General features: G+C 64.5%; 20 protein-coding genes and 3 tRNA genes. 9 read left to right on the plus strand and 14 right to left on the minus strand.

From position 1 onward, the window contains the following. The first annotated feature begins 78 nt into the window (after positions 1–78). Positions 79–789 carry a hypothetical protein gene (locus VVD47_RS17985; RefSeq protein ID WP_327604896.1) on the plus strand — a complete coding sequence of 237 codons (711 nt, stop codon included), beginning with the start codon at positions 79–81 and terminating at the stop codon, positions 787–789. Here the strand turns inward: VVD47_RS17985 and VVD47_RS17990 are convergent, their stop codons facing one another. Genes VVD47_RS17990 through VVD47_RS18015 form a run of 6 tightly spaced genes read right to left on the minus strand, consistent with a single transcriptional unit; the run spans position 790 to position 7,789 of the window. Next, positions 790–4,572: a pilus assembly protein gene (locus tag VVD47_RS17990; protein WP_327604897.1), complete on the minus strand. Its 3,783-nt coding sequence runs from the start codon at positions 4,570–4,572 to the stop codon at positions 790–792. A gap of 12 nt (positions 4,573–4,584) precedes the next feature. Next, the gene (locus tag VVD47_RS17995) at positions 4,585–5,133 is read right to left on the minus strand and encodes a hypothetical protein (RefSeq protein WP_327604898.1); all 549 of its coding nucleotides are present in this window, start codon (positions 5,131–5,133) and stop codon (positions 4,585–4,587) included. Next, positions 5,130–6,275 (minus strand): prepilin-type N-terminal cleavage/methylation domain-containing protein, encoded by a 1,146-nt coding sequence (locus tag VVD47_RS18000; protein WP_327604899.1) that lies wholly within the window; start codon positions 6,273–6,275, stop codon positions 5,130–5,132. The genes VVD47_RS17995 and VVD47_RS18000 overlap by 4 nt, the downstream gene beginning before the upstream one ends. 10 nt (positions 6,276–6,285) lie before the next feature. After that, positions 6,286–6,753 carry a prepilin-type N-terminal cleavage/methylation domain-containing protein gene (locus VVD47_RS18005; RefSeq protein WP_327604900.1) on the minus strand — a complete coding sequence of 156 codons (468 nt, stop codon included), beginning with the start codon at positions 6,751–6,753 and terminating at the stop codon, positions 6,286–6,288. Then, positions 6,753–7,328 carry a GspH/FimT family pseudopilin gene (locus VVD47_RS18010; RefSeq protein WP_327604901.1) on the minus strand — a complete coding sequence of 192 codons (576 nt, stop codon included), beginning with the start codon at positions 7,326–7,328 and terminating at the stop codon, positions 6,753–6,755. The genes VVD47_RS18005 and VVD47_RS18010 overlap by 1 nt, the downstream gene beginning before the upstream one ends. After that, positions 7,328–7,789, minus strand: coding sequence for a type IV pilin protein (locus VVD47_RS18015; RefSeq protein ID WP_327604902.1), 462 nt, complete (start codon positions 7,787–7,789; stop codon positions 7,328–7,330). The genes VVD47_RS18010 and VVD47_RS18015 overlap by 1 nt, the downstream gene beginning before the upstream one ends. Before the next feature lie 355 nt (positions 7,790–8,144). On the opposite strand from VVD47_RS18015, the gene VVD47_RS18020 reads away from it, so the two are divergent. The 3 genes from VVD47_RS18020 to VVD47_RS18030 all read left to right on the plus strand — a co-directional run bounded on the left by VVD47_RS18020 (position 8,145) and on the right by VVD47_RS18030 (position 8,472). Beyond that, positions 8,145–8,220, plus strand: a tRNA-Ala gene (locus tag VVD47_RS18020). 20 nt (positions 8,221–8,240) lie between these two features. After that, positions 8,241–8,316: transfer RNA gene (locus VVD47_RS18025), tRNA-Glu, on the plus strand. A 79-nt stretch (positions 8,317–8,395) separates the two neighbouring features. Continuing rightward, positions 8,396–8,472, plus strand: a tRNA-Asp gene (locus tag VVD47_RS18030). Between the two features lie 76 nt (positions 8,473–8,548). On the opposite strand, the gene moaC is transcribed toward VVD47_RS18030, so the two are convergent. Then, on the minus strand, positions 8,549–9,049 hold the full coding sequence (gene moaC / locus VVD47_RS18035; protein WP_327604903.1) for a cyclic pyranopterin monophosphate synthase MoaC: 501 nt from the start codon (positions 9,047–9,049) through the stop codon (positions 8,549–8,551). A gap of 60 nt (positions 9,050–9,109) precedes the next feature. Here moaC and VVD47_RS18040 point away from each other — a divergent pair, with 60 nt between their 5' ends. The 3 genes from VVD47_RS18040 to VVD47_RS18050 are packed head-to-tail and all read left to right on the plus strand — an operon-like array spanning position 9,110 to position 11,350. After that, positions 9,110–10,573 carry a M48 family metalloprotease gene (locus tag VVD47_RS18040; RefSeq protein ID WP_327604904.1) on the plus strand — a complete coding sequence of 488 codons (1,464 nt, stop codon included), beginning with the start codon at positions 9,110–9,112 and terminating at the stop codon, positions 10,571–10,573. Positions 10,574–10,583: 10 nt separating this feature from the next. Further along, positions 10,584–10,814, plus strand: coding sequence for a sulfurtransferase TusA family protein (locus VVD47_RS18045; protein WP_327604905.1), 231 nt, complete (start codon positions 10,584–10,586; stop codon positions 10,812–10,814). A gap of 2 nt (positions 10,815–10,816) precedes the next feature. After that, positions 10,817–11,350: a YaeQ family protein gene (locus tag VVD47_RS18050; protein ID WP_327604906.1), complete on the plus strand. Its 534-nt coding sequence runs from the start codon at positions 10,817–10,819 to the stop codon at positions 11,348–11,350. Between the two features lie 77 nt (positions 11,351–11,427). Here VVD47_RS18050 and VVD47_RS18055 read toward each other — a convergent pair whose 3' ends face one another. After that, a complete protein-coding gene (locus tag VVD47_RS18055) occupies positions 11,428–12,480 on the minus strand; it encodes a hypothetical protein (RefSeq protein WP_327604907.1) in 1,053 nt (350 codons plus the stop codon). Between the two features lie 2 nt (positions 12,481–12,482). Next, positions 12,483–13,277 (minus strand): caspase family protein, encoded by a 795-nt coding sequence (locus VVD47_RS18060; protein ID WP_327604908.1) that lies wholly within the window; start codon positions 13,275–13,277, stop codon positions 12,483–12,485. A gap of 255 nt (positions 13,278–13,532) precedes the next feature. Between VVD47_RS18060 and VVD47_RS18065 the strand changes: the two genes are divergently transcribed. Beyond that, positions 13,533–14,873: a DNA recombination protein RmuC gene (locus tag VVD47_RS18065; protein ID WP_327604909.1), complete on the plus strand. Its 1,341-nt coding sequence runs from the start codon at positions 13,533–13,535 to the stop codon at positions 14,871–14,873. Positions 14,874–14,970: 97 nt separating this feature from the next. Continuing rightward, positions 14,971–16,209: an MFS transporter gene (locus tag VVD47_RS18070; RefSeq protein WP_327604910.1), complete on the plus strand. Its 1,239-nt coding sequence runs from the start codon at positions 14,971–14,973 to the stop codon at positions 16,207–16,209. Between the two features lie 66 nt (positions 16,210–16,275). Here VVD47_RS18070 and VVD47_RS18075 read toward each other — a convergent pair whose 3' ends face one another. The 5 genes from VVD47_RS18075 to VVD47_RS18095 all read right to left on the minus strand — a co-directional run bounded on the left by VVD47_RS18075 (position 16,276) and on the right by VVD47_RS18095 (position 20,668). Beyond that, entirely contained in the window at positions 16,276–16,992 is a 717-nt protein-coding gene (locus tag VVD47_RS18075) for a UDP-2,3-diacylglucosamine diphosphatase (protein ID WP_327604911.1), read from the minus strand. Positions 16,993–17,165: 173 nt separating this feature from the next. Continuing rightward, positions 17,166–17,666, minus strand: a complete 501-nt coding sequence (locus VVD47_RS18080; RefSeq protein WP_327604912.1) for a peptidylprolyl isomerase — start codon at positions 17,664–17,666, stop codon at positions 17,166–17,168. A 90-nt stretch (positions 17,667–17,756) separates the two neighbouring features. Next, entirely contained in the window at positions 17,757–18,389 is a 633-nt protein-coding gene (locus tag VVD47_RS18085; RefSeq protein ID WP_443080996.1) for a peptidylprolyl isomerase, read from the minus strand. Continuing rightward, positions 18,386–19,597 (minus strand): L,D-transpeptidase family protein, encoded by a 1,212-nt coding sequence (locus VVD47_RS18090; protein ID WP_327604913.1) that lies wholly within the window; start codon positions 19,595–19,597, stop codon positions 18,386–18,388. Before VVD47_RS18090 ends, VVD47_RS18085 begins: the two co-directional genes overlap by 4 nt. A gap of 9 nt (positions 19,598–19,606) precedes the next feature. After that, positions 19,607–20,668, minus strand: coding sequence for a YybH family protein (locus VVD47_RS18095; RefSeq protein ID WP_327604914.1), 1,062 nt, complete (start codon positions 20,666–20,668; stop codon positions 19,607–19,609). Positions 20,669–20,730: the final 62 nt, after the last annotated feature.

Genomic DNA, 20,730 nt, shown 5'->3' on the forward strand with positions numbered 1-20,730 from the left:
ATAGCCCGCACAGTCTGGCGGACAGCGTGGGTCGGCAAAGATACGCGTGTCCGCCGCGTCACTCAGTAAGATTCCGTTATGAAGGAAATTGTTGAACGGAGTGGGGCGTCGAGTGTTCGTCCAGGCTGTGTTGCGCTGGCTCGCGAGAGAGGGGCGGTGCGCGGTGGTCTGCTGGTGGCACTGGGCGTATCGCTTGGCCTGCACGGGTTGCTCCTGGGCTGGCCCGACGGAACGGCATCCCAGCCGGAGCCGGTGGTGGGCTGGAAGCTCTCCGGCGTCAGTACTCCGCTCGCGGTCCGGTTTCACGCTGTGGCGGAGCCAGTTCCCGTGCCCCGCCTCCCGCCTCCCGCCGTATCGCTGCACGGCGACGTCGCGCCTACGGCTCCGCTGCCGCTTGAACCGGACCAAGTTACGCAGGAGAGATCGCATCCTCGGCAAGAGGAACCCGCGCGGCCTGCTGCGCTGATCGTGGAAGAGCCACCGCGATTGCTCACGCCAGTTTACGTCGATACCGTGATCGGCCCCGATACCGCGGGTTTCGTGATCCGCTTTCGGATTCACGTGAGCGCCGTCGGCCGGGCGGAGCAAGTGGAAATACTCGACAACTGGCTTGATGCTGCTGCCACCAATCAGTTGAGCCAATCCCTGATGGATGCCGACTACCAACCTGCGCGGCGCGCAGGCATGGCGGTGGCGGGCATCCTTGAAGGCGGATTGGCGATAGAGGCACCAGACAAAAAAGAAGGGCCGGCAATTGCCGACCCTTTTTCCATTATTCCGCCGCGCTGATCAGCGGTAGATTTCTCGCCAGCCGTAGCGCTGGAGGTCGCCGCCGGATACGACTTCAGGCGGTGGAACCGCAATCACGATCGATTGGCCATCCGCGCCTGATGTGCCGATCGGAACACCACCCATTACGGGTGCCGAGTTGGCCCCACCAGAGGTGATGACACCCGAACCGGTGAGTTGGCTTGCCTCTACGCCTTTCATGCCCACCGTGGCGATGAACTTGCCGTCCGGAAGAATCGCAATGACCGGCTCCGTGGCAATTCCGAAGCCCATGTTGACCCGGCTGGTGGCGCCCAGGGCGCCGCCCTTGTCTGCGCCCATGACGTACATCGCGCTATAGGCGGCTTCGCAGGTGCCGGCTGCCGTATGGCGGGAGTCAGTTTTCATCGTCGTAGTGAAAGTGACGGCGCCGTTGATGAACACCGGCTTGCCGATTACGCGCTCGCCACCGGTTTCAGAGAAACGGACGTACCAGCCGCGCTTGACGCGTTGTACGCCGTTCAGGTTGAAGGAGTGCTGGTCGGCCACCCACCACTTGGTCAGGCTTGCGTTGGAAGGGGAACTCCAGTTGTTGAGGCCAAGGCTTGCGGATGTTTGCCCAAGACCGACCTGGACCAGACAGCCCAGGCTGGCACAGCCATCGGCACCGATTACAAGGTTGTCGTCGGCATCCTCGATGGCATAGAAGCCGTTATTCCGGTCATCGGTGCTGAAGTCACTACCGTGCAGCAGCTTGCCGTTACCCACGAACACCATGAGCCGGCTTGTCTTGGTGTCGGCTGAGTTCTGGTAGGCAGGGAAGGGGCCGGGGGTCGAGATGATGCCGACGGCAGGTGCTGCAGTGATAGCCGTAGCGCCTGCCGTGCCATTGATGTTCAGGTTGGCGGCCAGCAACTTGGACGACCAGTTGTTGCTGTCCGCATCGCCCAGGTTGAAGCGCCACAGGTTGCCGTTGAGGTCGCCGCCATAAACGTACTTGACGGTTGCGCCACGCTGCGGGGCTGCCTGGTCAGCCGTGTCGATGGTGGCGGTAACTTCTGCCAGACCGACCTGCGAGTACGCACCAGCGGTGAGGTTGACCGTAAGCTTCTTTACTAGCTGGCCGGTCTGGATGCTGACCACGTACAGGTGGCCATTGCCGGTGTTGTTGTAACCGGAAGGAAGCAGGGCAACCCAGCCGTAAGACTTGGTCTTGACGATCTGCGGCTTGCCGTAGCTCAGGCCCATATCGGCGTCCGTGAACTCCCACAGTACCTTGCTGGCAAGTGCCGTTTCGCTGGCGGCCTCGGGGGATGTGACGTCGATGGCGTAGTAACCCTTGCCACCACCACGCAGCCCACCGATCAGCACCGTTTTCCAGGTCGTAGTTGCGGTACTTCCAGACCCGGAGGTGAACTCCACGTCCCAAGCGGTCAGTTTGCCGTCGACGGTGAACTGGTTGGTATAGGCGGGCTGCGCCAGTGCATTGAGCTTGTTGTGCACCAGTCCGGGAACGTATGCCCACAGTTCTGCACCGGTGTCGGCACGGAAGGCATGCAGCATCCCGTCGTTGGCACCGACATAAACAACGTCAGTTCGCGTCCTCACGCTTTCAGCGAATGCCGAGTAGCCCGCATAGCCGTACTTTGCGAATGCTTCATTCACGTAAGCAGGTGAGGAGTTGACGATTGCGCCGAGCAGGTGACCGCGCTTGCGGTAGCGCGTGCTCTCGAGGCTTCGATCACCGCGCAGCCAAGCCACCACGTCCGCACCATCGTTGGCCGCGCCTGTATTGAACAGGTCCAGTCGTCCGGCACCGGTGAGCGCTGCGCTTGTAAAAGGAATGCCTGCACTCGTGGTCGGGTTCCAGGTGGCGATGATGCGACTGGCGGCAGTACGCGAATCCAGTTGGCCCTGCGCAGACCACTTCAGGTTGGAGTAGTTGATCAGGCCGTTAGCAGGGAAGACACCATAGGCCCGCAGTTCGCCACTCCAGTCACCAGAGTTGTAGTTCGCTTGCAGCGCGGTTGTCCCGCTATCGATGTAGGGGTCGTCCAGGCTGATGTTCGAACCGGTGCCGGAGTTGAACATGTCCGTGATGATCTGGTTGATCTTGGTGTCCAGTTCGGTCGGGTTGGTCGCTGACAGCAGCGTGCCCTTAGAGTACTTAGTGGCTCGCCACAAGTCATCGATGGCGGTCGGTTGACCACCCGCGGGTGTGGGCCACGGGTTCGGGTCCGCAGCGTTCGCATCACCTTGGTACGCCTGGCCTAGCGCCCCTAGCGTGATCCCGTAGGTATTCATCGTCTTGCCGATGTTGCCGCTCGTGGGGTTCCACCAGCGCAGATTGTCGTAGTACGTCTTTGCGGTGCTGTAGATGGTGTTCGTGCCGTCATACACCGTCGCGTACCCGTCTGTCAGGACGAATGCGGTATTCGCGGAACAGCGAAGTGCCGCTTGGGCGGTGGTTTCGTCGGTGATGCTGTCCGTGGAGCTGCGACTGGTCAGGTAGTTATTGAACGGGCCACTATAGCCGTAGGTTTCGCCCGCGCGATTCAGTGCTGCCACGGTGGGCGTGCCACCAGCCGTACGCATCTTGTACAGATGGCCGATGAGGGGTAGGCCGTTTACCGCATTGTCATTCTTGGTGAAGTCGTACAGCGTGGGGGATGTGTTCGACAGCGTTGGCAGCGAGTGCATAAACACCGGAGCAGCCGAGAACTGACGGAAATTCTTCTGCACGCTCGAGAGGCTGGTGCCCATGCTGGACGCCATCATCAGCTTGCGCTTGCGGTAGTACGTAAACCAGTTAGCGAAATTCTGCAGTTCCTGCGCTTTCGTTCTGGAGATGACCGTGCCGTCGGGCAGCGTGTAGCTGGAGCCCGTCATGGCATTGATGTCGTACAGCCGGTAGTTTGTGCTGCCGGGCCCCGTCCCGCAGGCGGGCCATGCGGCAGTACACGTGGCGTCCCTCATGAAGAACGTCGCAGGTCGATACGGAATTGCAACTTCAAGATCGCGCTGTACGACCCCTGCTGCATTGATGTCGGCGCTATTCCCAGACGTGTTCGTCGCTTGCCACGCGACGGTGGACGTCATGTTCCAGCGGCGATAGCAGGTGCTCGCATCTCTCGGCAGGGTCATGCCCTGAAAAACCCTGAACGTCCAGTTGCGGTTGTCGGTATTTGCTGTCGTCGCCATGGCAGCACAGTTAGCGGGCGACGTGGTATTGGGGCCGTAGTAGGTCGCAGTCAGGTTCACTACGGTGGCCGTGCCCGTATTACCCCAGGTGCCACCCGAAGTCAGGTACGGGTGGCTACGGGCCGCTGCGGGCGGTGCGTCGGCAAACGTGACCATATTTCCGTCAACGACAGCGCTAGGCCACGGCGTGTAGGTGATGCGCGGGTTGTAATAGATAGGGTTGTAATCGGCGCTGCGCAGGTATGCGTACTCGGCCAGGTAGGGAACGGCGTAGTGGTCCGCAAGGTTCATGTCCCCGACAAAGAAACCTGACCCGTTGCCGTCCCAACCCAAGGGGAAGAGGAACGGGCTCTTGGACCCGCTGCCAGTTCCGTTGTAGGAGCCATTGTTCCAGTACAACACGCCGTCACTGTTGGCGCTCAGGATCATCTCGAAATCCATCGAGCCGGAGTCGTCGATCACCATGACGCTGTTGGCCTGGTTGAGCGCGACGTCGAGCGGAACCGTGGAGATCGGAATGTCTGCAGCATGGAGCGCCGTGCCGCCAAGAAGTGCTGCGATGCTGACGGGAAGCAGAGCCCGGCGAGGAGAGAACTTGTTCATGGGTAACTCCGCTTACTTGCCGTAGATGGCTTGAACGTAACTGGTCGTACCACGTGGGGCCGTGATCTGAACGGTGATACGGTACATGTCGATGAATGCAGACAAGGGGGTGGGGCTCTGGTCATTGACTTCGATCGATGTGTTGCCCGAGCCGCCACCGATGACTGCTCTGGCGCAGACCGCGCCGGTGCCCGTGCCGGAGCACAGCTTCTCGATCAGGTAGGTGTAGCTGTAGCCGTTTTCAGCACTGGTGCTTGCGCTCCACGTCGCACCATTGGGCGGCGTGCTTGGGGGGATGCCGTACTCGTCGAGCGTCAGCGCGGTGGGTGAGTAGCCCGCGCCACTCGGACTTCCCGTGTCCACCCGGGTCTGGGCCACCACAAGGCCGACATTGCCGGCCTGTGATGCAGCCTGTTTGATCGCGGCATTACCGGCGATCAAACCGGCCGTGTCGGCCGATCGGAAAAGCGCCATGCCTGCAAGGAGCATGATGGTCAGCAGGATGAGGACCGTCAGCAGGGCGAAGCCGCGCGGTCCGCGACTGTTGATGCCGCGCTTCATGCGCCGCCTCCGGTAAAGAGATAGTTCTTGAGGGGGATGGTGATTGTCGAGGTGCGGTATTCGAAGCAGCGGGCTTCGCCGGGGCTGGCGACGCCTACGTTCAGACCCCGGGCGGTATCGTCAACGCCGGTTACGGACGTCCATGGCAGCGCAGGGTTGACGGTTGTAGTGAGGCAGGCGCCGGTACTGGCACCGGTGTCGGTATTCTGAAGGCTTGCTTGCGGCGAACGGGTCACCACGGCAATGCGGATCGCACGCAGCCGATTAGCCGTGGCTTCGGCGTTGCCTGGATTGACCCACTTGCTGATCCCCAGGTCGGCAGGCGTTGCGCTGATACCGTATTGCGCACGCAGGATGAGGGCGTTCTCCGCGATTACGGTGGTGCTGCCATTCCGGTCAGGGTCGCCATCCGGATCGGAAACGAGATTCACCGTTTCGAAGTTGCCGTTGACTACCCGATACAGCGCACTGCGCACAGGCCCGAAGCTGTAGACCAGGCTGTTCGCGGCGTAGTTGTAGTTGGGGGTTGCACCTGCTTGCAAGGCGGCGATGGTTACGTCAGACCCGGCGATGGTCGTGACCTTTCCGAGGAAGCACTCGCCAGCGGTGCCAGAAGGCGGTGCGATTGCAAGGACGTCGCCGACGATGATCTCGCTTGTTGATTGAACCTTTAGCGTCGTTGTTGTGGCGGGGTGGGTCAGAGTGGTCGGTACGCCGACCAAGCGGCTCAATCCATTAACGGTGATTGAATCAGATGTGGCTTCGTCCGTTATTGACGCTGCAGTGATGATGGCTGGCGGGCCGATGTGTCCTTCGGTCGAAGTCGCGACCGCAGTTTCCCAAGCGCCGCTGCCGCTCGATCCACCGGCGTTATAGGTCCAGATGGACGGGCAGGGGCCATTGACTCCCCACAGCCCGGCAGACTGGACTTCGCGCTGGATGTCGAAGGCAACGGCGATTCCGTTTTCCAGTGCGCTGTTGTTACCGATGGTGGCGCGTCGGCTGCGTTCGAACAGTGCCGCACCGCTGGTGGCGGCCAAGAGAACCAGAATGGCGACTACCATCGTGACCATCAGTTCAACGAGGGTGACGCCAGTCTGGTGCTTCGCGCGGGGCTCTGGTTTGATGGGGGTGCGGTACATTGTTAGCGGCCTATGAGCCAATGAGGTTCAGGTCTGACCTGGTCTTGTAAATCGGTGTTTCACCGGTGCTGGCGCCCGGCATTCCTTTCCAGGGGATGGACACGTCCATGACACCCGCCGTGACAGTTACCGTAATGCTTGAGCCGGATTGCGCCGGCAGATCCCTCTGCACGCGGGTCACCCAATCAGTGCAGGCCGCCCAGGAGGCGTCTACACACACTGAGTTGGTAACTGCGTATTTGGCGCGATTGCCCGTGTCGGCGAGGGCAGCGCTGATGAGCTCTTCCGCGTAATAGCTGGCAATGACCCGGTACCGGGATTGCTGGCCGTTCTGCATGGCGGTCAACATGAAGGCGGCTTGCCCCAACATGCCCAAGGCAAACACAACAACCGCCACGAGAACTTCCACGAGGGAAACGCCTTGTTGCTTGCGGGAGGTGGCTCGGCGCTTGTGCGATTTCATTGTGCTGCGTTCCATCAAGTAGGTCCGCCAGAGGACGAAGATGCTCCGCCGGAAGAGGACGCAGAGGCGGATGCGGTACAGGCCTGCGGGCCGCTGGTAATGTTCTGACTGCAGTTCCTGATCATGCCGCCGGCGGAAACTTCTACACGCATGGAGACGCAGTCGTCACCACAGGTACCGCTCCAGCCGACATCCAGCGTTGTCAAAGTAGTGCCTGCAGCCGCTGCGGCTCGTCGCCCGGTGCCACTGAATGTCACGGTCAGCGAAGTTGGAGACAGCGTCACGCTACTTGCGTCACTCGCGCTGGCGGGGCGGCTGCGCAGGGACGTTCCTCCGGTGCAGCTCGTGCCTGTGAGCACATCCCAGCCGGTACCGGTCGCCGCTGCCATGCAGAAGGTAACGCTTTCATTGCGGCGAATGGCTTCCATGCGTGCGTACTGAAGGCCGTCATGCACTTCGCTGGCGACCGCTCTGACCCTGCTGTTGTTCAGGTACTCCCTGAAGTTGGGCAGGGCCGCTGCCAGCAGGAGCGCCAGGACAGTGACCGTCACCATCAGCTCGATAAGCGAGAAGCCGCGGGCGGTGCGCATCAGCACGTACCACTTTTACGGGATTGCCAGCAGGTGGCTGCCGTGACGCCACCATTGGCAAAAGCCGTGGTTGCGCGAGCCCCGTTACCGTTGATGGTGTATGTGTAGCCGTTCACTCTGCTCTGGCCTGTTGCGGTTGCCACGTATCCCACTGTGGCATCAGTCGCACATGTGATTGCGAAGTCGGCGGTGTCGTACCGCGTATCCGGATTGACCCCGCAGCTACCTCCGCTCGCGTAGCTGTTGTGGTTCTGGAAGTACTGCTCCATTGCCAATGCATACGTGGACAGGATTTTCTGGCCGTCGGTGAGCCGCCCTCGTGTGACATAGTCTGAATACGCCGGCAGTGCGATGCCAGCCAGGATGCCGATGATGGCGACGGTGATCATCAGCTCGATCAGCGTGAAGCCTTTGGATTTCTGTTTCGATTGGCTGTGTTGGTGCGTGCGTGTGCCGGTCATGGTGCGGATTCCGTCAGTCATACAGTGTGCAAGAGGCAATACACCGCAATCTATTTGCTTAGGGTGGCGAAGCGGGTATTGGTTTTCAATATACGTGCGACAGAGGGGCAAGCGTCTGGGATGGGCGGGACGCACTTGGCACTGTGTCACGCTCGGTCAGTCTTGAGGTTTTCGTTAGGAGAGGCGGGCCATGAAGGATGGGCTCTTAATCGCGTAGCGACACTTATCGGCAGTAGCTGAAAGTATCTGAATGCTATGCGACGAATCCTTGCCAGAGGCGACATTTTCGAGAGTTGTCGCTTGTCGATGTTGACGAGCGGTGAGTTGTCTTCTATAGTGCGGGTCTTCGCTGTTCGGGGGTATAGCTCAGCTGGGAGAGCGCTTGCATGGCATGCAAGAGGTCAGCGGTTCGATCCCGCTTACCTCCACCAACACGAAGAAGTTGTTCAGGGTCCCCATCGTCTAGAGGCCTAGGACACCGCCCTTTCACGGCGATAACCGGGGTTCGAATCCCCGTGGGGACGCCAGAGTTCCGGGAGTTGCATCGCAGCTTCCAAAATTCTCTGGTGTATGAGACTTGCGACTGAACGGGTCTTGTACAGAGAAGGAGTGGTAGTTCAGTCGGTTAGAATACCGGCCTGTCACGCCGGGGGTCGCGGGTTCGAGTCCCGTCCACTCCGCCAAACTCGCAAAAAGCCGCCTTGTGCGGCTTTTTGTCTTTCTGCGCCCGCCGCTGCCGCTTGGCCTGAGTCTGCGCTGTCAGACGGCTTGCCAGTGGCCGGATTTCCCGCCCAGTTTCTCGACCAGGCGCACACCCTCGATGCGCATGCCCCGGTCGACGGCCTTGCACATGTCGTAAATGGTCAGCAGGGCGACGCTGACAGCGGTCATCGCTTCCATCTCGATGCCGGTGCGGCCGACGGTTTCGGCGCTGACGCTGCATTCGATGGCGTTGTCGGGCTCGATGAGCCGGAACTCGACGCTGACGCTGGTCAGCGGGATCGGGTGGCACAACGGGATGAGCTCGCCGGTTCGCTTGGCGGCCTGTATCCCCGCGATGCGCGCCACGCCAAGAACGTCGCCCTTGCGCGCGTCGCCGTCGCGGATCAGCGCGAGCGTTTCCGCCTGCATGACGATGCGGCCGCGTGCCGTGGCGCGCCGGTGCGTTTCCGGTTTGGCGCCGACATCCACCATGTGGGCTTGGCCCTGCGCATCGAAGTGGGTGAGCGGTGAAGGCGGGCTGTCGTGCGGTGTGCTCATGCGGGTGTAAGCAGGTGTAAGCGCCGGGAACGGCGCGATGGAGCCAAGTATCATAGCGCGATGCGTTTCCGTCGCACTTTCCGTCACGCCACGCTGCTGTCGCTGGTGACCGCGCTTGCGGTGCCGCCGGCGCCGGCCCAGCTGGTCTCCAACCTGCCGGACCTGGGGGATTCCTCACAGGCCGAGCTGTCGCCTGCCATGGAGCGGCGTGCGGGCGAGCAGGTCATGCGGGAGATCCGTTTCCGCGAACGTAGCTACGTGGATGATCCGGAGCTCGAGAACTACCTGAACGCGGTGGGCGCGCGTCTGGTCATCGCGGCCGGTGCCTCGCCGCAGGACTTCACTTTCTTTGCGCTGCGTGACAGCACCATCAACGCGTTTGCCATGCCTGGCGGGCTGATCGGTGTGCACACGGGCTTGTTGCTGACCACCCAGACCGAATCGGAACTGGCCTCCGTGCTGGGCCACGAAATCGGCCACATCCAGCAGCGTCACATTGCCCGCATGCTGGCGCAGCAGGGCAACACGTCCATCCTGGTGGTGGCATCGCTGATCGCGGCAATCCTGGCGGCCCGTTCGAATTCCAACGTTCCGGTCGCGCTGGCTTCGGCTGGTCAGGCGGCCGCGATCCAGCAGCAACTGAGCTTCTCGCGCGATGCGGAAATGGAGGCCGATCGCGTCGGCTTCAACATCCTGCAGGCAGGTGGTTTCGATGTGCAGGGCATGCCGAGCTTCTTCGAGCGCATGCAGCGTGCCAATCGTTTCAACGAAGGCAATGCGCCGAACTATCTGCGCACCCACCCGCTGACCAGCGACCGGATTGCCGATACCGCGGCACGTGCTCATGACGCGCGCCACCGGCAGGTGACCGATACGCCGGAGTTCGCATTGTTGCGCGCCAAGCTGGATGCCGAGCGGGGGAACTCCAGTGATGCGCTGGTGCGTTTCCAGAGCCAGGGCGGCACGAGCCTGAGCGAGCAGGCAGCGCGCTGGTACGGGCTGACAAGGGTGCATATCCGCGACCGCCAGTTCGACGAGGCGGCCACGTCGTTGGCGAAACTGCGCGAGTTGCGCTACCCGAGCTACATGGTCGAAACCTTGAATGCCGACCTGCTGCGGGCGCAGGGCAAGCACGCGGAGGCCGCACGCGTCTGTCACGATGCCCGCACCCGCTGGCCGGCACAGTCTGCGCTGATGTACTGCGAGACGCAGGCCTGGCTGGCAGCCAATGAACCGCAGAAGGCGCTGGATGCCACGGGTGGGCGTATCCTGCCGGACAGCCAGGACTACCGCCGCTACGCACTGCAGGCGCAGGCCTACGAGGCGATGGGCAAGCCGGCCCTGCAGCACCGTGCGCAAGCCGAGCTGTACGTCCTGCAAGGTGCGCTGCCCGCCGCCATCGACCAGCTGCAGATGGCGCAGAAGGGGGGCAGTGGCGATTTCTACGAGCAGTCGATCATCGACGCGCGCCTGCGCGAACTGCGTGGCCGCCTGCGTGAAGACATGGAGCGCAACCGGCGCTGACGGAAAGAAAATGGACTACGACGACGAACTGGACGTGCGCGGACTCAAGTGCCCGCTGCCCATCCTGCGCACCAAGAAGGCCCTGGCGGGAATGGACACCGGCAAGGTGTTGCGCGTGGTGGCGACCGACCCGAGCACGGTGAAGGACTTCGAGGCCTTCGCGCGCCAGACCGGGCACGACTTGCTGTCGCGCAGCGAGCCGCCGGCTGACGAGTTCGTCTTCCTGATCCGTCGCAAGTAGCCGTGGCGCTGCGTTCCACGGTTTACCGCGCCGAGTTGGGCGTGGCGGATATCGACCGGTCCTACTACGCCGAGCACTCGCTGACGCTGGCGCGGCATCCTTCCGAGACCGACGAGCGCATGATGGTGCGCCTGCTGGCCTTCGCGCTGTTCGCAGCCGAGCGCCTGGAGTTCGGCCGCGGCCTGTCCTCGGAAGACGAGGCAGACTTGTGGGAGAGGGATCTGACCGGTGCGGTCACCCACTGGATCGACGTCGGCCTGCCGGACCCGCGTGACGTGCGCAGGGCCTGCAGCAAGGCCGGCCGCGTCACCGTGCTGGCCTATGGCCGGACGGCATCGATGTGGTGGGACAAGGCTGCCGGCGATCTGCAGCGCTTCGATCACCTGGAGGTGTGGCAGCTGTCCGCGGAAGATGGCGCTGCGCTGGCGGCGCAGGCCGCAAAGACGATGGCGTTGCGCTGCACGATCCAGGAGGGCGTGCTGTACTGGTCGGGCGGCGATGCCGATCTGCAGATCCAGCTCCAGCGCCTGAAGTAGCGCGGCGGCGGAATCCCCTGAACGAAGAGCCCCGTCGCGACGGGGCTCTCTTCGTTCAGCAGGCCGGAATCGCAGGTTCAGCTGCGGAAGTTGAACATCGGATCGAGCTGCACGCTCTTCATCTGTACCCGGAACACCGCGTAGGTCAGCGCATTGAGCGGGTTGTCGCGGCCGAGGTTGGCAACGTCGCGCACATCCAGCCTGGCCGGCGCCAGCAGGCCGAAGGTGGGATAGAACACGGCGTCGGCCGCCGCCAGTGCGGCATGGTCGCGTCCCCGCGCCAGGATGCAGTAGCCGGGGTTCAGCGCGCCCAGGCGGATGCGCGGATTGCCGCCGGTGAACTCGCCGTGCGCGCGCTGCGTCAGCGCCAGGCGCATCGGTGCGCTCCTGAACAACACCTCGTGATCGTCGTCGGCCAGGCGGCCCAGCAACTCGTCGATGAGGCCGATGGCTGTCGTGGTGACGGCCGGAAACCCGAGTACCGAGGTCAGTGCCGTCCCGGCGCCGCTGCCCAGGAAGCCGAACAGCCGTTTCCACCATGCCGGTTCTTCGTGCTTCACCACCTCGAAGCTCAGGTTGCCGAGGCCGCCCGGAATCTCGATCGGCCGGTTGCCGAAGGCGCGGTTCAGGTCGGCCTGCAGTTCCTTGGTCTGCGCCGGGCGGGCCGACTGCTCGTCGTACAGCTTGAGTCCGGCCGCGACGGCCCAGAAGGCCGTGTCGAAGTAGCGGTCGATCGACTCCGGGTCCTTGCCGAAGTTGATGCGCATCGTGGCGCGGGTGCCGGGCTCCACGTCCTCGCCGGCACCGAGGTGGAAGGCCGTCAGCGACAGGCGGGTGACGATGTCCGGCGCGGCATCGCTGCCGGCGAGCTGGGGGGCGACGGATTCCGCGGACAGGATGGCCGGGCCGGCCGGGTCGTTGCCGAGCTGGAAGACGACGAACTGGTTGGCCAGGTCGTCATCGGACGGGCGCGCGCCGTCGTCGCGGCGGAAGGGCAATTCCTCGGCCGGGTTGCCGTCGTCACCGCTACCGAAGCGCGGGCTGCGTGCGCCGCGCGCAACCGGTGCGCTGCCCGTGTCGGCAATGCCGGTGAGCGTCTGGTCCAGGCGGTGTGAAAACAGTGCCGTCATGATCAGTCCAGCACCTTGAACTTGCGTGCGCCGCGCGAGCCGTAGATCTGCGGGTTCTGCGGCAGGCTGGTGGAGGGCAGGTAGCTGCGGACTTCCTTGAACCACGCTTCGTACGTGGCCGGCTTGCGCTCGGCCAGCACCTTCAGCGCGTAGTAGGTGAAGGCGCCGTTGGGGCGGCCGCGGAAGCTGGTGTCCCAGCTGAACTCCACGTCGGTACAGCCGGACAGCAGCAGGTCGCCACCGGTACGGCTCATGCCGCCGCTCAGGAGCGAGGGCTTCACCGGTTTCAGCAGCGTGACCTGCGCGGGCTTCATCCATGCGGCAGGCGGGGCGAAGCGTGCCTTCGGGGCGCCGGCATCCACGTCGCTGTCGTCGCCACGCGTGACGGAGCCGGAATGGCAGCTGTCCGAGATCAGCACGATGCGCACGCCTGCCGCGCGGGTGCCGAAGATGGCGTGGATCTCGTCGTCCAGCAGGGCGCCCGCCGTCATCAGGTCGTGTGGGCACCAGCCTTCGTCGCGTGCGTCGGTCTCGTCGCCGGATTCGTCAGGCACCCAGGTGCCGTGACCGGAATAGGTGATGACGACGGTGTCCCCTTTCTTTGCGCTGCCGATCAGGCTGGACAGCCCGTCGACCAGTGCGGCGCGGGTGGCCTGTGCATCCAGCAGGGTCTTCACCGCGAAGCCGCGGCCGGAGAGCATGGCCGACCAGTCGTGCGCGTCATTGACGCAGCCGGCCAGCTTGCCGACGGCGGAGGGATAGTCGTTGATGCCGATGCACAGTGCGCTGCGGGCCATGGTTGTCTCCTGGAGGACGCGTGGACGTTGCGTGGAAGGGATGCGCTATTGATAGCCAGCCGGGCATCCGGCGTCAAAGACCTTAAGGGCAGGAGCGGTGCAGTAACGAGGCGGGAGCACGAGGCGGGGGCGAGACTGAGCAGGGCAGCGACTGCGCTATCAATGGGCGGGGAAAGGGTGGGCAAAGGGCGGGCTGCCCTGATGGCTGCTGCGTGGGGCACGTATACTGCGGGCCTGCCAATCCGGGAGCAGGGTGTGGAGCTGTCTGTCGTTGCTGTGTTGGGCCTGGTGGCCGTCGGTCTGGTGTGGCTCATCGTGCTGGGCCTGCTGGCGGGGAGGCGTGCGCAGGCGCAGGCTGAAGCGCTCGGGCGTCGGGTCGAGGAATTGCTGGCACAGGGGCATCGCGCGATGCTGTCCGACCTGCATGCCGGCCTGGACCGCCAGGGCGATCGCATCACCGCGGCGCAGACCGACAACGCGGAGCGCCTGCGCGCGCTGGTGGGCGAGGAGCTGCGCGCGACCCGCGAAGGCATGGCCGGCCTGCAGCTCAACCTGACCCGCCAGCAGGAAGCGCTGAAGACCGCGATGATCGGCCAGACCATGGAGAAGCTGGGCGAGGTGTCGCGCGCCGATCGCGAACTGCTGCAGGATGGCCTGCGGCAGGCTTCCATGCAGCTCGGCGCCAGCGTGGAAGTGCTGACGCGCACGCTCAACGAGCGCCTGGACACCATCTCCGGCGTGGTGCACGAGCGGCTGGACGAAGGCTTCAAGAAGACCAACGAAACCTTTGCCAGTGTCATGGCGCGGCTGGCGACCATCGACGAGGCGCAGAAGAAGATCGGCGACCTCACCACCAACGTGGTCAGCCTGCAGGAGTTGCTCGGCGACAAGCGCTCGCGTGGCGCCTTCGGCGAGGTGCAGCTGGAAGCGCTGATCCGCAACGTGCTGCCGCCGGATGCGTTCAGCTTCCAGTACACCCTGTCCAACGCGGCACGCGCCGACTGCGTGCTGCGTCTGCCTGAGCCGACCGGCATGGTCGCGGTGGATGCCAAGTTCCCGCTGGAGAACTACCACCGCATGTTCGACCAGGGGCTCGCCGAGTCCGACCGGAAGGCGGCGCAGGGCGCCTTCAAGGCCGACGTCAGGCGCCATGTCGATGCGATTGCCAACAAGTACATCATTGCCGGCGAGACCTCCGATGGCGCGGTGATGTTCCTGCCGGCCGAGGCCGTGTTCGCCGAGGTGCATGCGTATCACGCGGACCTGGTGAGCCATGCGCAGGGAAAGCGCGTGTGGATCGTCTCGCCCACCACCCTGATGGCGGTGCTGAACACGGCGCGCGCGGTGTTGAAGGACGTGGAGACGCGCAAGCAGATCCACCTCATCAAAGATGCGCTGGGCAAGCTGTCGAAGGATTTTTCGCGCTTCGACGACCGCATGGCGGCGCTGGCGCGGCACATCGAGCAGGCCCACAAGGACGTGCAGGATGTGCACGTATCCAGCCGCAAGATTTCCAGCCATTTCACGCGCATCGAATCCGTGCAGCTCGAAGACGTGCCGCAGGCGCTGGCAGCGCCGGACGAACCTGTGTCCTGACACTGCGCTGTAACAACCCTGGCGTGATTGCCGATTGCATGGTGGTCGCTGCGCGATCATGCTGTCCGCCAACATCGCGCAGGGCGGGAGGCCCGACATGAACGCTCAGTCCAGCACACGCTCCGGCCAACCCGCTTCCGTATGGCTGTGGCTCACGCTTGCCGCGGCCGCCATCATGGTGGTGACCATGGGCTCGCGGCAGTCGCTGGGGCTCTTCCTGTCGCCGCTCAACACCGCGACCGGGCTGGGCATCGCCAGCATCAGCCTCGCGATGGCGGTAGGGCAGTTCATGTGGGGGGCGGTGCAGCCGGTGGCCGGTGCGCTGTCGGAGCGTTACGGGCCGGCGCCGGTGCTGGTCGGCGGGCTGGTGGTGCTGGCTCTCGGCAATGCGCTGACACCGTTCATGGATTCCACCTGGGGGCTATGCCTGAGCATCGGCGTGCTGACTGCCGCGGGTTCCGGCGCCGGCAGTTTCTCGGTGCTGATCGGTGCCGTGGCGCAGCGCATCCCGGCGGAACGCCGCGGCATGGCCTCCGGCATCATCAATGCGGGGGGCTCCTTCGGCCAGTTCATCTTCGCGCCGATCCTGCAGGGCCTGATCCTGGCCGTCGGCTGGATGGGCGCCATGTGGTCGCTGGCGCTGGTGTCGCTGGCAGCACTGCCCCTGATCCGGGTGCTGAAGCCGGGCGTTCCCGCTGCGCAGGCCGCGGCGCAGACCCCCGCTCCGCCGGGCGGGCTGCGCGCCGCCGTGCGCGAGGCGCTGCGCGACCGCAGCTATCTGCTGCTGCATGCCGGCTTCTTCACCTGCGGCTTCCACATCGCTTTCCTGGTGACCCACCTGCCGGGAGAAGTGGACCTGTGTGGCTTGCCTGCCACCGTCGCCAGCTGGTCGCTGGCGATCATCGGCGCGGCCAACATCTTCGGCAGTCTGCTGGCGGGATGGTGGGTGCAGCGTTACCGCAGCAAGATGGTGCTGTTCTGGATGTACGCCTCGCGCGCCGTGCTGGTGCTGATCTACCTTGCGGCACCGAAGACGGAACTGACCTTCTACCTGTTCGCGGCCGGACTCGGATTCACCTGGCTGGCAACGGTGCCGCCCACCGCGGGCGTGGTCGGCAAGCTGTTCGGCACGCGCTACCTTGCCACGCTGTTCGGGCTGACCCTGTTGTCGCACCAGATCGGTGGTTTCCTCGGGGCCTGGCTTGGCGGCATCGCCATCACAGAGCTGGGCAGCTACGACGCGATGTGGTGGATCGACGCCGGCCTGGCGGCCGTCGCCGCGCTGTGCAACCTGCCGATCCGCGAGGAGAAGATCGTCAGGGTTGCGACCGCCTGAGGGCGGCCCGCCAGGATGCCTGCCGAGACGGTTCCATGGCCCCGGCGTCGCGCCGGGTGTGACAGCTCAGGCCTCGCGCGCCTGTAGCGCCTGGCCGTTCCACTCCAGCCACGTCGCCTTGTCGTGCCAGTCCGCCAGTACCCAGCGCACCCGTGCCTGGCCGTCCACCACCAGATCGTGGCGGGCGGGGCGGTGAGTGTGGCCGTGGATCATCCAGCTGGCGCCGCTGTCCCGGAACACCTGCGCGATGGCGTCGTCATTGACGTCCATGATGCGCATTTCCTTGAGTTGCTTGGCGTTGCCGATCTGGTTGCGCACGCCGCGGGTGATCTTCAGGCGTAGCCAGAACGGCAGCCGGCAGAACACGAACTGCCGCCAGGGCGAGCGGACTTTGGCGCGGAATCGCTGGTAGGACACGTCGTCCGTGCACTGGGCGTCGCCATGCAGGAGCACCGTCCGGTGCCCGCCGAGGTCGATCTGTGCCGGCTCGTCGACGATCTGCAAGCCGCATCGTTTCGCGAATTGCCGGCCGAGCAGGAAGTCGCGATTGCCGATCACGAGCTTGATGTCGACGCCGGCGCCGCGCAGGGCCGACAGCGCGTCGGCAATCCGGCGGTTGAAAGGCGTGTCCACCTCTTCGTCACCGGTCCAGAACTCGAAGAGATCTCCCAGTATCCACAGCGCCTGCCCCTGGCGTACCGGCCCTGCGAGGAAGTCCAGGAACGCCTGGGCCGTGGCGGGGCGCGATTCGTCGAGGTGCAGGTCGGAGATGAAGTAGATCACGACAGGTCTGGTCCAGATGCGTGTGGCGCGGCGCGCCGACATCGGGGAAGGGGCCGGGAGAAACGCGGCCGGAAAAAGGGGCCGGGAGGAACGGGGCCGGGGGCCCCGGTAACAGCAACGCCGGCACTGGGCCGGCGTCCGGGGCAATGCGACAAGCCTTGTCGGCAGTCGCGTCAGGCGACCACTTCGGCCTTCTCGATGACGACCGCTTCGGCGGGTACGTCCTGGTGGAAGCCGCTGCGGCCGGTCTTCACGCCCTTGATCTTGTTCATGACGTCCAGGCCTTCGGTGACCTTGCCGAACACGCAGTAACCCCAGCCTTGCACGCTCTCGTTGCGGAAGTTCAGGAAGTCGTTGTCGGCCACGTTGATGAAGAACTGCGCAGTGGCGGAGTGCGGGTCGCTGGTGCGCGCCATGGCGACGGTGCCGATGTCGTTCTTCAGCCCGTTGCTGGCTTCGTTCTTGATCGGGTCCTGGGTGGACTTCTGCTCCATGTCGGGCGTGAAGCCGCCGCCCTGGATCATGAAGCCGGCGATGACGCGGTGGAAGATGGTGCCGTCATAGTGGCCGGACTCGACGTAGGACAGGAAGTTCTTGACTGTTTCGGGTGCCTTCTCGGCGTCCAGTGCGATGACGATGTCGCCGTGGTTGGTGGTGAGCTTGACGGTGGACATTGGGGTTCTCCTGTCGATCTGTGAAAAAAGCTGAGGGCCGCTGATGCGGCCCGGGGGCAATCAAGGATAGGCGCAGATGCGTGTCTGCGCTCAGCGTTTCTGTGGCGCGTCTTTCCCGGCTGCGGCGGCATCAGGCAGCACGCGCGCGGTGGTGACGATGATCGGCGTGCGCGGTACGTCGCCCATGCCGCCCGCGTTGCCGGTGGGCACCGTGGCCATCTTGTTCACCACGTCCATGCCGTCCACCACCTTGCCGAACACGGCGTAGCCGTGGCCGTCCGGTTGCGGGTGGTTGAGCATGCCGTTGTTGTTCAGGTTGATGTAGAACTGCGACGTCGCCGAATTGGGGTCGCCGGTACGCGCCATGGCAAGGGTGCCGGTGTCGTTCTTCAGGCCGTTCTTCGATTCCAGCGCGATGGGCTTGCGCACCGGCTTCTGGTTCATGCCCTTGTCGAAGCCGCCACCCTGGGCGACGAAGCCCGGGATCACGCGGTGGAACACCGTGCCGTCGTAATGCTTGTCGTCCACGTACTGCAGGAAGTTGGCGACCGACAGCGGCGCCTTCTCCGGGTACAGCTCCACCGTGAAGCTGCCCAGCGTGGTCTCGAACTTCACGCGCGGGTCGGCGGCGTGGGCGACGAAACTGGCAAAGGCAGTGGCACAGGCGGCTGCAGCGCACAGCAGGTGCGCAGCGAAGCGTTTGGTCACGTGGGACAGGCTCAAGAGGCGACTCCTTCGTAGATGATTTTCCAGGCGCTGCCTTCGCGCACCCAGTACTGGCGCTTGCGGGCAACGTTGCTCAGGTTGTTGCTGCGGTAGTCCTGCTCGAAGGCGACGACCACCATGTCCTTGCCGGGGTTGCGGAACATGCTCATCGCGCGCAGATCGACCTCGATGAAATCCTTGCCCGCATTGACCTGCTGCTTCTGCTTCGACCACGCCGCGAAGTCCTGGTTGCCGCTCTTGAACTCCTTCGAGTAGTGGCTGAGGTAGCGCGCGGTGTCGCGGCTTTCCCAGTCCTTGCGCCATTGCTCGATGGTGGCGTTGAGCGACGTGCGCTCGCTCTTCCAGTCGTCCAGCGACAGCCATTCCACGCCGTCGCTGATGATGAAGGGGGTGCGGCCGGCCTGCATGTAGCCGGAGATGGCGCGGAAGTCCTGGTTGGAGATCACCACGCAGCCTTCGGACGCCAGCGGCGGGCGGGCATAGGTGTCGGACGGCACGCCGTGCAACCAGATGCCATAGCCGGTCTTGCCTTCGCGCTTGTCCCATTCGTTGGGATAGTTGATCGGGAAGGCGCCGGCCCCGTAGAAGTCGCCGATCTTCTCGCGCGGGATGAAACCGGTGACGTGATAGACGCCCAGCGGCGTCTTGTTGTCACCTTCGCGCATCTTGTTGGAGCCGGCCTTGCCCTGGCTGGCGTAGTAGTCCGCCACGAACACCGGGCGGCCGTTCTCGTTGCGGTAGATGTACAGGCGCGAGCGCTGGGTATCCACCACCACGGCGTATTTCTGGTCCGCTTCCATCTGCAGCAGGTAGCGCGGCACCTGGGTGTCGGCCGGGCGGTTGCGGTACCCTTTGAGGCGGGCGATCGCTTCCAGCCGCAGGTCGCGCAGGCGGTCACCGCCTTCCGGGACGTTGCCGAAGGTGGTCAGCGGGCGGGCGCGGGCCAGCAGCAGGTCGCCCTGGATCAGCCAGCCGAGGCGGAAATTGGGGTAGGCCTTCAACAGCGCGTTGGTGCGGTCCAGGGCCACGTCCAGCTTGTTGTTGTCGATGTCGCGCAGGATCAGCGTCAGCGTGGCGTCGGGGCCGGCGTCGGAGACGCCGGCGCGCAGGCCGGTCGGTGCGCCGGTGGGGCCGGCGACGAGCAAGGCAAGGCAACCCAGCACCATCGGCAGCAGCCGGCGCAGGGATGGGGTGATGCGGCTCATGCGTTGCAATTAGTTCACGCGTTCCTGCTGGATCTGCCAGCGTCCGTTGCGGCGCACCAGCTCCAGCGTCTTGTTGCTGTTGGCGTTCAGGCCGGGGGCGCTGTACGCCTGGCGGAACTGGGCGGTGGCCCGGTCGCCATCCACCTTGATACGGAGATTCGACAGGCCGACTTTAATCGTGCCGGGCTTGTCGATACGCGTGCGGCGCTCTTTTTCCCAGTCGGCGCGGCTGGTCTTGCCGGGCACGGCGAAGTCCCGCGCATAGAACGCCAGGTAGTCCTTGACGTCCTTGCGCGACCAGGCGTCGGCCCAGGATTGCACCATCTTGCGGGCGTCGTCTTCGGCGTCGGCCGTTGCCACGGCTGGCTTTTCGGCCGGTGCCGGGGCGGGTGTGGCGATCGGCCTGGTGGCCGGCGCAGGGGCAGCAGCAGGGGGCGGCGGAGGCACCGGAACCGGCTTGGCAGCCGGCGCCGGAGCGGCGGGAGTGGGGGCGGGCGGTGCAGCCGGCGTCGGCGCGGCGGCGACAACCGGCGGCCTGGCCGGTTGAACGGCAGCTGCCGGCGGGGTGGCGGCTGCCGGTGCACCCGGCTTGGTGCCCACCGAGATGATTTCGCGGATCAGGCCCAGCTTGGCCTGGGTGCTGGGGTTGGCGGCGTCCAGTTGCAGGGCGCGGTCATAGGCCTGGCGCGCCATCTTGGTGTACAGGTCGCCGAGGTTCTCGTGGGCGATGGAATACGACGGATGGGTGCGGATCGCCATTTCCAGCGCGGCCTTGGCCTTGTCGTACTGCTTCTGCTGGGCGTAGATCACCGCCAGGTTGTTGTAGGGCTCGGGCAGCTCGGGCGCTTCCTCGGTCAGCTTGAGGAAGACCTGGGCGGCTTCGTCCAGCCGGTTCAGCTCGGTCAGCGCGACGCCTTTCAGGAAGCGGGTCTTGCGATCCTTGGGGTTCGCCACCAGGTCGCGGTCGGCGCGGTCCAGTGCCTGGGTGAACTGGCCTTGCTTGATCAGGTTCTGGACGTCTTCCGGCGCGGCCGCGACAGGCGATGCAGACAGGGCTACGGAAATGACCACGAAAAGGGCCGGGAGGCAGGCTGCAACAGGCTTGTAGCGGCGGCTGGTCATTGAGCGCATTG

The organism is Uliginosibacterium sp. H1 (genome assembly GCF_036017065.1).
Classification (GTDB): Bacteria; Pseudomonadota; Gammaproteobacteria; order Burkholderiales; family Rhodocyclaceae; genus Uliginosibacterium.